This is a genomic window from Shewanella sp. 10N.286.52.B9 (genome assembly GCF_002873635.1).
In the GTDB taxonomy this organism is placed as follows: Bacteria; Pseudomonadota; Gammaproteobacteria; order Enterobacterales; family Shewanellaceae; genus Shewanella.
This window is the reverse complement of record NZ_MCTY01000222.1, coordinates 1-10207: the sequence shown is the minus strand read 5'-3', so window position 1 is coordinate 10207 and position 10207 is coordinate 1. Positions and strand designations below refer to the sequence as shown.

The 10207-nt window shown below is 40.0% G+C and carries 11 protein-coding genes; 6 read left to right on the top strand and 5 right to left on the bottom strand.

What is annotated here, in order from left to right; all coding sequences use genetic code 11:
• Positions 1-305: 305 nt before the first annotated feature.
• Genes BCU91_RS18905 through BCU91_RS18890 form a run of 4 tightly spaced genes read right to left on the bottom strand, consistent with a single transcriptional unit; the run spans position 306 to position 3894 of the window.
• Positions 306-860, bottom strand: a complete 555-nt coding sequence (locus BCU91_RS18905; RefSeq protein WP_102440372.1) for a TlpA disulfide reductase family protein — start codon at positions 858-860, stop codon at positions 306-308.
• Positions 857-1348 carry a heme lyase NrfEFG subunit NrfF gene (gene nrfF / locus BCU91_RS18900; protein ID WP_102440373.1) on the bottom strand — a complete coding sequence of 164 codons (492 nt, stop codon included), beginning with the start codon at positions 1346-1348 and terminating at the stop codon, positions 857-859. Before nrfF ends, BCU91_RS18905 begins: the two co-directional genes overlap by 4 nt.
• 2 nt (positions 1349-1350) lie before the next feature.
• Positions 1351-1902, bottom strand: coding sequence for a DsbE family thiol:disulfide interchange protein (locus tag BCU91_RS18895; RefSeq protein WP_102440374.1), 552 nt, complete (start codon positions 1900-1902; stop codon positions 1351-1353).
• A gap of 15 nt (positions 1903-1917) precedes the next feature.
• Positions 1918-3894 carry a heme lyase CcmF/NrfE family subunit gene (locus BCU91_RS18890; RefSeq protein WP_076543206.1) on the bottom strand — a complete coding sequence of 659 codons (1977 nt, stop codon included), beginning with the start codon at positions 3892-3894 and terminating at the stop codon, positions 1918-1920.
• 424 nt (positions 3895-4318) lie between these two features.
• Here BCU91_RS18890 and ccmI point away from each other — a divergent pair, with 424 nt between their 5' ends.
• On the top strand, positions 4319-5587 hold the full coding sequence (ccmI, locus tag BCU91_RS18885) for a c-type cytochrome biogenesis protein CcmI (protein ID WP_102532149.1): 1269 nt from the start codon (positions 4319-4321) through the stop codon (positions 5585-5587).
• Between the two features lie 69 nt (positions 5588-5656).
• Here the strand turns inward: ccmI and BCU91_RS18880 are convergent, their stop codons facing one another.
• Positions 5657-5950 (bottom strand): c-type cytochrome, encoded by a 294-nt coding sequence (locus tag BCU91_RS18880; protein WP_076543207.1) that lies wholly within the window; start codon positions 5948-5950, stop codon positions 5657-5659.
• 322 nt (positions 5951-6272) lie between these two features.
• On the opposite strand from BCU91_RS18880, the gene ccmA reads away from it, so the two are divergent.
• From ccmA to ccmE, 5 genes are read left to right on the top strand one after another with little or no spacing between them, the layout of a single operon-like run.
• Positions 6273-6923 (top strand): cytochrome c biogenesis heme-transporting ATPase CcmA, encoded by a 651-nt coding sequence (ccmA, locus tag BCU91_RS18875; RefSeq protein WP_102477113.1) that lies wholly within the window; start codon positions 6273-6275, stop codon positions 6921-6923.
• A gap of 9 nt (positions 6924-6932) precedes the next feature.
• On the top strand, positions 6933-7619 hold the full coding sequence (ccmB, locus tag BCU91_RS18870; protein ID WP_076543209.1) for a heme exporter protein CcmB: 687 nt from the start codon (positions 6933-6935) through the stop codon (positions 7617-7619).
• Positions 7620-8366: a heme ABC transporter permease gene (locus tag BCU91_RS18865; RefSeq protein ID WP_102520616.1), complete on the top strand. Its 747-nt coding sequence runs from the start codon at positions 7620-7622 to the stop codon at positions 8364-8366.
• A complete protein-coding gene (ccmD, locus tag BCU91_RS18860; protein WP_102440380.1) occupies positions 8366-8563 on the top strand; it encodes a heme exporter protein CcmD in 198 nt (65 codons plus the stop codon). Before BCU91_RS18865 ends, ccmD begins: the two co-directional genes overlap by 1 nt.
• Positions 8563-9060 carry a cytochrome c maturation protein CcmE gene (gene ccmE, locus BCU91_RS18855; protein ID WP_102440378.1) on the top strand — a complete coding sequence of 166 codons (498 nt, stop codon included), beginning with the start codon at positions 8563-8565 and terminating at the stop codon, positions 9058-9060. Before ccmD ends, ccmE begins: the two co-directional genes overlap by 1 nt.
• Positions 9061-10207: the final 1147 nt, after the last annotated feature.

The following is a 10207-nucleotide window of genomic DNA, read 5'->3' as shown; positions in this document are numbered from 1 at the left end:
TCCCGTTGTTGGCGTCAAGTCATTTTTAACGTTAATTTAAAATGCTTTTCAACCGGTTAATTATGAAGCTTTAAAAGCAGCTTAATTAACGCTAACACCTTGAGGCTATTGGCCTGTCGCCGTGTCAGTGGATGCGCATTATAGGCAAGTTAAGATTTAGCGCAAGGGCTTTTAGTGATAAAAAAGCAAAAAAAAGATCGCATGATGATCTTTTCATCAAATACGATCTTTTTTAATCAATTCAGGTGTGATTAGTCTATTAAGTAAGCAACCTTATATCACTATCGTTAGACTTTAATTGCAATTTATTGAAACTGTCGTAAAAACTCAACAGCGTTTTCATCATCCCAATCGACATAAGTACGCACATAAGCAACCAATTCACCTTCTTTATTTAGAATAAAGGTCGCTGGTATGGTGTCTAGTGGAAATACTTCTCGTAAATTCTGTCTTGGGTCGTAATAAGAAGTAAAAGCACCTAGACCAATAGAATCAAGGAAAGGGCTAACTTGCTTCTTGCCTTCTGCATCAATAGAGATTGGCATCAACACATATTCGTCTTTACTCAGTGTTTTCTCTAATCGATTTAATGCAGGTAGCTCTCTTACACACGGAGGACACCAGGTCGCCCACATATTAATGATAACAACTTTGCCTTTATGGGCTTCGAAATCAACTTCATTGCCTTCGGCATCATTAAAACCAATGTGTGCAATAGGAAACGGCTGCGCTAATACATTTATCTTATCAAGTGTTGATTGACTAACATGCTGTTGCTGTTTTTCCATTCCAGGATATGCATTAGCGGTAAAACTTACCGCTAATGCACCAAGCATGATCAATTTGATCATCTTGTTCATTTTTCATCTCGCTGTTGCTTGCTTGCTAATAAAGCGGCTAACTCGTCACGATCTGTGTCAGTTAACTCTTGCTCCACATTTGCTGCTTTACCACGTTGTTTACGAACAACAACCAATGCAATGTAAAGTGCAATAAGCATTAGTACAAATGGGCCAATCCATAGAATGTAGGTCTTAGGATCTAATCTTGGCTTATATAGTACAAAGTCACCGTAACGACTTGTCATAAAATCTACTATTTGATCATCACTCTTTCCTTCGTCAACCATGGTGTAGACTTCAAGACGGAGGTCTTGGGCTACTGGCGAATTAGAATCGATCAAGTTCTGATTTTGACACTGTGGGCAACGTAAAGAGTGCGCTAAGTTCAACGCACGCTTTTGGTTATCGGTAGATTTAAATTCATAAGTATCTACTGGCGTTGCCATCACATTAAAAGCTAAAACTAAACTTGTCATCAAGCCAACAAGTATTTTCAATGTTTTCATTATTAAACTCCGTCTTGTTTAGCTTCAGCTTGTAACTGTTGGATCATTGGGTAGAGTGTTTCACTCCAGACATTACTATCAACTGGCCCCGCGTAGCGGAAACGGATTATACCGTTATGGTCAACAATGAAACTTTCTGGTGCTCCATATACCCCAAGGTCTAAACCTAAACGTCCATCTTTATCAAAAATGTTAAGCGTGTAGGGATCGCCTTCACGACTTAACTCACGTATTGCTGGCGCACGCTCATCTCGATAATTAACACCATAAATAGGTAAAATATTTTTACGCGCAAGCATCATTAAAAAAGGATGTTCGTATTTACATGCCGGGCACCATGTAGCCCAAACATTGATCATCGACACTTCACCCTTTAAATCAGCTTGCGTTAACATTTCACCCGGCGTTTCAAGGCGTTCAAGTTGGAAAGCCGGTACCGGCTTTCCTTCTAGTGCTGAATCCAGCTTTTGTGGATTTAAGAATAACCCCTGATAAAGAAAAACTCCCATCCCCAAAAACAATACCAATGGTATAAACAGCACCAACTTTTTCATACTTTCTCCGATATATTAAGCAGTGGCTAATTTTGCTTGTTCTGCTTCTTCTTTAGCAGTTTTAGCTTCTTTAACGCGGTAACGCTTGTCTGATGCAGCTAAGAAACCGCCGACCATCATAAAGATTGAACCAAACCAAATCCAACGAACAAACGGTTTATAGTTAAGACGTACAGCAAATTGAGTCATGCTCAATGGATCACCCATAGTCACATATAGATCACGGAACAAGCCCCAATCAATACCTGCTTCAGTCATATCCATCGTACGTACATTGTATTGACGACGATCAGGTCTTAACAATGTAACAAATTCGTCATCGTAATAAACTTCAATCTGACCTTGTTGCGCGGTGTAGTTAGGACCAACCACGTTTTTGGTTTCAATATAGTTGAAGGTATAACCCGCTAACTCTTCACTGAGACCAGGGCCCATACGAACACTTTTCTCAATCGAGTAGTTAGACACCATAGTGGCACCAACAATTGATACGGCAATACCTAAATGGGCAATAATCATCCCCATTTCACTACGGCCTATCTTGTTAAGGGTGAACTTACCTTCTTTGTCAGTTACTAGGTTATATGCCGCTCTGAAGGTTGCTAGTGCTACCCATGTCGCAGCAGCAATACCGAATGCAACCCAAAGGTTCATTTCGTTACCAGCGATAAATGGTGTTGCCAAACCAACAATTGCAGCCACAATCGCAGGGATCATAAGTTGGCGTTTAATCTCACCCGCTTTAGATTTTTTCCAGCGAATGATTGGGCCAATTCCCATGAAGCCAAACAGTACAAGTACAATTGGTACAAATACAGCGTTGAAATATGGAGGTCCTACAGAGATTTTGCCCATACCTAATGCATCAATTAGCAATGGATATAGCGTACCAAGTAGTACAGTACCTGCTGCAACAGTTAATAACACATTACATACAAGTAAGAAGGTCTCTTTAGATTTGAGTTCAAACCTTGCAGGACTGCTCATTTGACTTGCTCTTAACGCAAACAAGGTCAAGGAGCCACCAACTGCGAGGCCAAGCAAGAGCAGAATAAACATACCACGGCTAGGATCGGCTGCAAATGAATGCACTGATGTTAAAACACCTGAACGAACAATAAAGGTACCTAGCAAGCTTAATGAGAAAGCGAATATTGACAGTAATACGGTCCAGTTACGGAATGCGCCACGTTTTTCAGTCACAATAAGTGAATGCACTAACGCTGTACCGATTAACCAAGGCATGAACGATGCGTTTTCAACTGGATCCCAGAACCACCATCCGCCCCAGCCAAGTTCGTAGTATGCCCACCAAGAGCCTAACGAGATACCGCCTGTTAGGAATACCCAAGCTGCCAGTGTCCAAGGACGTGACCAACGAGCCCAAGCAGAATCTAGACGACCACTCATAAGCGCAGCAATAGCAAATGCAAAGCTAACTGAGAAACCAACATACCCCAAGTACAACATTGGTGGATGGAAGATTAAGCCCACATCTTGCAACATTGGGTTTAAATCTCGACCTTCCATCGGTATTGGGAAAATACGCTCAAATGGGCTTGAAGTGATTAGCATGAATAAAGAGAAGCCAACAATGATCATTGCTAATACCGCAAGAACACGTGCGATAAAGACTTCTTCCATACCTTTACTGAACAATGCAACTGATGCAGCCCAGACAGATATAGAGAATACCCAGAATAGAAGTGACCCTTCATGGCCACCCCACACTGCTGCAATCTTAAAGAAGATTGGCAATTGTGAGTTTGAATGATGTGCGACATAAGCCACAGAGAAGTCATCAACGGCAAAACTATAGCCTAGGCTGATAACTGAAAGAGCGATGAAAAAGAACATACCGTAACAAATCGGCCAAGCATATCTTACGAGATACTGGTCCTTACGGGCTGCACCAATTAACGGCACGGTCATTAATAGCATGGCAAATGCCACACCTATAATGAGCGAGAAGTGTCCAAGTTCTGGGATCATGGGTATTCCTCAGTGTGATAAAAGTTGGTCCGAACCTAATCAAACCAACGCATAACTAACATAATGCTATATATCAGCTACATTAACATTAGCTAATACGAATTTTGTTATATTTTAGTATTTGCTGTTGTTTATGTCTGCCTATTTCATGCAAAACTGGGTCACTAGTCTCATTCTCAAAAAAATAGAGATTAAAAACACACAGTTATAACAGCTAAGCCTATGACTAAAAAAGTTCATTTAAGTTTCGTTTGATTTCAAAGGTGGTTATTTATTTGTGAACCAGTGCCCAACTATAAGGATTCTGACTAAGTAAAATCGTATATTACTGTTCAATGAATCATCTTTACGTATAATCTAGCACTCAAGTTAGGCGGCAGTTCCGCTTTATTTTTTCAGCAACCTAAAAGTGAATATTGAAACAATGACCACATTTTGGATATTTATTGCGCTTGTCGTACTCATCAGCTTAATGCTGATTTGGATCCCTCATTTTCGTCAGCAAAAAATGCTATCTGCTGAAGAATCAGGCGTACGTAAGCAAACTAACCTTGAACTCTTCAACGAGCGCGCAGGCATTTTAGCTAAAGAACTTGAAGAAGGCTTGCTTGATCAAACAGAGTTTGACGCGCTTAAAAAAGAACTAGAAATTGGCCTTCTGCAAGATATGAAGATTGCTGGTGACGATTCTTTAGATACGAAATTAAAAGCAAAAGGGATCTTATGGCCATCAATTATGACCGTTGGTGTCTTGGCTGTTTCAGGTTACTTTTACTCAACCCTTGGTGCATACCAGGAGTTAGCTACCCCGCCACAAGCTGAAGCTTCGCCACATCAAGGTATGAGCAATGAGCAGATTATGGCTCAACGTGTACAAATGATGGAGCAGCAAGTTCAAGCTGAGCCAGAAAACAGCCAAGCTTGGTTTAGCTTAGGTCATGCTTATATTTCAGCAAACCAGTTTGATCATGCTGTTGCCTCTTTTGATAAAGTGATGGAATTAGTTGGCACAGCTTCTGAATTATTAGGCCCTAAAGCGACGGCACTGTATTACAAAAATGGTCAGCAAATGAATCCTCAGATTCAAGCGCTTGTTGATCAATCTTTAGCTTTAGATCCAAACGACCCTTCTACATTGTTGCTTGTCGGTATGGATGCGTTTTTCACTGCTGACTATCAAAGCGCAATCACAGCGTGGCAATCTATTTTAGATAGCGATCGTAAAGATGTGGATCGCACTGCACTTATGAATGCTATTGAATCTGCCCAAATGCGTATTCAAGCTGAAACGGGAGTGATGCCAAACGATAGTACTCATAACCCAATGGCAGCAGCTACAGCCGAAGCAGGTATTAAAACTGTAGATGTCGCGATATCAATTGCTCCAGAGTTAGCCGATCAAGTTAGCTCTTCAGATATGGTATTTATCTTCGCCCGTTCAACTCAAGGCCCTAAGGTACCTTTAGCTGCGACCAAAATAAGTGCCAACAGTTTACCTGTAACGGTGACACTTGATGACACTACTTCAATGGGTGGCGATGTAAAACTAAGCAGTGCTACAAATGTAGAAATTATCGCAGTGCTATCAAAACATGGCAGTGTGAAGGCGCAACCTGGTGATTTAAAAGGTATCGTTGCATCTGTTGCTGTGGGTAAAGAAGCTAAACTATTACTTGATACAGTGGTTCAATAATCCACTATCAATAAATAGACATAAAAAAACCGGCTCTTAAGCCGGTTTTTTTTATTGAGCAACCTAAAATTACTTAGACATAAACTCAATAGCGTTTTTGTAATCTTCATCAGTACAATCAGTACACATTCCACCTGGTGGCATTGCATTTAAACCTGTTTTGACTGTTGCAACTAATGCATCAAGACCTTTAGCTAAACGTGGTTCCCAAGCTGCAGCGTCGTGAGTCTTTGGTGCACCAGCAACTCCCATGCTGTGACATACTGTACACGCTTTGTTATAAACCGCTTCGCCATCTTGGGCAAAAACGTTTGAAGACAAAGTCAACGCGGCAACTGCAGTCATTGCTAATAATTTTTTCATGTTCATCGTTCCTAAATGCAAATAAATTAACAGCTCAACGCCACCTTTTAATGAAGGCAGACTTATAAATCGTCATCAGATTACTACAAACTTCAATAAAACTCACCTTTTTGTGACAAGAATCTCACCTTAGCGTCCAAATGAAGACAATAAGCTAAGATAAAGTAATATATTAGAGAATCATGAAAAAGTTCACATAAGATGTATTTTATTGGAACCACTTCAAATACCTAGCACATAGATGAGCTGAATGCTAAACCGCTAATTGTGTTTATGTTAATATAAAATTATATTCATCTTTAACAGTGATAATGAGGGCTAAGTGACAGAAAACATTCAACGGCCGACCTTAATAAGAGCGAATGAGTTAACCTGCATTCGCGAAGATCGCATTCTGTTTGACGAATTGAGTTTTGAAATTAACGCTGGAGATATTGTCCAAATTGAAGGCCCAAACGGTGCCGGAAAAACCAGTTTACTACGCATAATAGCCGGACTTTCAAGGCCATACGCTGGTGAAGTCGAATATATCGATACCGATATCACACAATGCCGTGATGAATTTAATGAAGATTTACTTTACCTAGGTCACTTAGCAGGTGTTAAAAGTGAGTTAACAGCAAAAGAAAATCTTAACTTCAATTTAAGGTTAAGTGGTTATGATGACTTTGATAGTTACGATATATTAGCCAAAGTTAACTTAGGCGGTTTTGAAGAAGCCCTAGCAGGACATTTATCTGCAGGTCAGCATCGTCGCACCGCATTAGCAAGACTGTGGCATACCAACAGTCGTATTTGGATTTTAGATGAGCCATTTACCGCCATTGATAAAAAAGGTGTTGAAGAACTAGAGCAATTATTTATTCAGCACACTAAAAATGGGGGTTGCGTGATTATGACAACTCACCAAGATATGGGCATCATTACTGATGATGTGCTTCGTAAGGTAAAACTAGACTATCGTTTCGTATAAGGTACAACAATGAAAAGAGGCATAAGTTACACCCAAGCATTTATGACATTGTTGCATCGGGATCTAAAAATCGCCATTCGACATCGTGGTGATATTTTTAACCCGTTATTATTCTTTGTACTGGTAGTGACATTGTTTCCGCTAGGCATTGGACCTGAACCACAAGTATTATCACGTGTGGCACCAGGCATTATTTGGGTCGCAGCCCTACTAGCATCGATGCTGTCATTAGAGCGTTTATTTAAAGCCGATTTTAGTGATGGCAGCTTAGAGCAAATGTTGCTCAGCCCACAGCCATTATCAATATTGGTATTGTCAAAGGTATTGGCACACTGGATTTTAACCGGTGTACCATTAATATTAGTGGCACCTTTACTTGCAGTACTGCTGCATTTAGATAGCAATAGCTATGGCGCGCTAATCTCGACACTAGCAGTAGGAACACCTGTGTTGTCCCTTCTTGGCGCTATTGGTGTTGCATTAACTGTTGGATTACGCAAAGGCGGTGTACTACTAAGCTTGCTAATTTTACCGCTATATATACCTGTTCTCATCTTCGCTACCAGTGCGATTGATGCGGCTGGAATGAATTTACCCTACACAGGTCAACTTGCTATTATTGGTGCAATGTTGGTCGGTTCATTAGTTATGGCACCATTTGCAATTGGTGCTTCATTAAGAGTGAGTACAAACTAAATGTGGAAATGGCTACATTCATACGCTGATCCTGAGCGTGCATACAAACTAGCATCAACCCTTTTACCTTGGTTTGCATTTTCGGCCATCTTATTTATAAGTGTCGGAACCATCTGGGGAATGCTCTTTGCCCCAATGGATTACCAACAAGGCGAAAGTTTCAGAATTATTTATATCCATGTACCAGCAGCCTCAATGTCTATGGCCGCGTATATGGCTATGGCATCCGCTTCATTTGTCGGGCTTGTATGGCAGATTAAAGCAGCCGATTGGGTTGCTGCCTCAATTGCACCAATAGGCGCTGTAATCACTTTTATCGCCTTATTAACTGGTGCTGCATGGGGCAAACCTATGTGGGGCACATGGTGGGTATGGGATGCACGCTTAACATCAGAACTGGTGCTATTATTCTTATACCTAGGTGTAATATCTCTTTACGCTTCATTTGAAGATAAAGTACTTGCAGCTCGTGCAGCGGGCATTTTAGCAATAGTTGGTGTAATTAATATTCCAATTATTAAATACTCAGTTGATTGGTGGAGCAGCTTACATCAACCTGCGACAATTAAAATCACTGAAAAGTCATCAATGCCAATGGAAATGTTAGCACCGTTACTTATCAATATCGTCGGTTTTGGATTAATGATTGGTGCAATCACTTTGCTACGCTACAAAGCTGAGATTTTAGCTAGAAATGGAATGCGTCCTTGGGTTAGAGAATTAGCAAAAGCGGAGGCATCGAAATGATACAGTTCGAATCATTTTCTGAATTTTTAAATATGGGCGGTTATGCATTCTATGTATGGTTGTCATACGGTGTTACCTTCGGAAGCTTAGGGACGTTACTATTCTTGAGCCTTCGTCAAAAAAGATCCGTCTTACTCGAAATATCTAAAAAGATGGAACGAGAAGACCGCCTTAAAGAAACTAGGAGTAGCAGATAGTGAATTCAAGACGCAAAAAGAGATTAACACTGGCAGTCGCATTAATTGCAGGTGTTGCCGGTATCGCATCATTACTAATATATGCGCTAAATTCAAACTTAAACTTATTCTATACTCCGTATGAAATTGTAAACGGTAAACCAGATACAGGTGACAAGCCTGAAGTTGGTCAACGTATACGTGTAGGTGGTATGGTGACCTTAGGCTCAATGGTACGTGATCCTGATAGTTTACATGTTGAATTTGCCATTCATGATATTCTTGGTGGCGAAATCATCGTAACATTTGATGACTTGTTGCCTGATCTATTCCGTGAAGGACAAGGTATTGTTGCACAAGGTGTATTAACAGAGCCTGGCGTATTACAAGCAACTGAAGTACTTGCAAAGCATGATGAAAATTACATGCCTCCAGAAGTTGCTGAAGCCATGGGCCAAAGCCATGAAAAATTAGATTACTCTGAGCAAACTCAATCCGAAGGTTATAAATACAACTAATCCAAGATTAAGTAGCGACCATACGAAATTTAAGCTTCATCCGTAAGCTAATCACCATGTAAAGCACTGACCATAATTGGTCGGTGCTTTTTTATTTGGCTTGCGTAATTAAAGTATAGGAAGTCAACTATGAGTTTAAGTTTACTGTTGCCCTCAAACAACCAAGACTTAATGTTTAACCAAAAAGTTGTGATAATCAATCCCTCTGCATTAGCCGCAATTCCCCCCCAAAAAACTATAAAGTGCTAATTACCCGGAAAATGATAACCCTAGCCTCTGCGCACATTTAAACGGACTTATATTAACAAAGTACACTAAACCCTATATTAATCGTAATAAGCTGACTGGAAGCTTTTAAATAGCTCTCAAGCGATTATATTTCTAATACCTACAGCGCATGAATAGCTAACTTACCTATTAGCACCCCACAAAACCCTTCTTTAAAAAAATCCCTTAAACAAAACTATATTCTGCATTGGAGCAAACACCAATGCCAAACCAGGCTGCAATTGATATAGTTGACTTGAATACCTTTTTTAGCAGCTAATAAAAAGAAGTGTTATTTCACTGCTTAATAAAATCTAGAATGAATCAAAATAAATCTTAAAATTAGCAACTAGGGTTTAAATAACAGGTAAATCACTTTCGTTGTCCACTAGATTCTGAGCCTAACAAGCCGGGACACTTGGTGATAAAGACTTAGGTGGACTCGTTTAACATGTGCTACTTGAAAAAGATAACTGGTTTTAAGCACACGTTTAGTGGCTTTATAAACAAAGACGCAGAACCCTTTAACGCTGCCAACTAACTTAAACAGTTAACCTTTCATGGCTAGTAAACCAACTTATGTCACCAAAAAATGACACAACTAAATGGCTACAGTCAAAACTGATTACAGCAATGCAAATGACAATTTAGCTATTACAGAAAGCTTCGTAAACAACTTTCAAAGCAGTTTAACTGACTTGGGTTCAGATGATTAACAATTACAACTGGGTAGTTTGCGAGTAAATCTAAGCTAATTACGAGAAGCTAATTACGAGAAGCTAATTATTCATTTTCTTGTGGATTTACGAGTCTTCAGTCAGCAGCGAACTATTTTAAATTAATGGAAGCTCTATGCTGCTAGCCAGGTAAGCCAGGTAAG

Excerpts from the sequence above, each read along its gene's own strand:
- ccmI (WP_102532149.1), top strand. The coding sequence starts at position 4,319 with ATGACCACATTTTGGATATTTATTGCGCTTGTCGTACTCATCAGCTTA.
- BCU91_RS18905 (WP_102440372.1), bottom strand. The coding sequence starts at position 860 with ATGAACAAGATGATCAAATTGATCATGCTTGGTGCATTAGCGGTAAGT.
- BCU91_RS18895 (WP_102440374.1), bottom strand. The coding sequence starts at position 1,902 with ATGAAAAAGTTGGTGCTGTTTATACCATTGGTATTGTTTTTGGGGATG.
- BCU91_RS18880 (WP_076543207.1), bottom strand. The coding sequence starts at position 5,950 with ATGAAAAAATTATTAGCAATGACTGCAGTTGCCGCGTTGACTTTGTCT.
- BCU91_RS18865 (WP_102520616.1), top strand. The coding sequence starts at position 7,620 with ATGTGGAAATGGCTACATTCATACGCTGATCCTGAGCGTGCATACAAA.
- ccmB (WP_076543209.1), top strand. The coding sequence starts at position 6,933 with ATGAAAAGAGGCATAAGTTACACCCAAGCATTTATGACATTGTTGCAT.
- BCU91_RS18890 (WP_076543206.1), bottom strand. The coding sequence starts at position 3,894 with ATGATCCCAGAACTTGGACACTTCTCGCTCATTATAGGTGTGGCATTT.
- nrfF (WP_102440373.1), bottom strand. The coding sequence starts at position 1,348 with ATGAAAACATTGAAAATACTTGTTGGCTTGATGACAAGTTTAGTTTTA.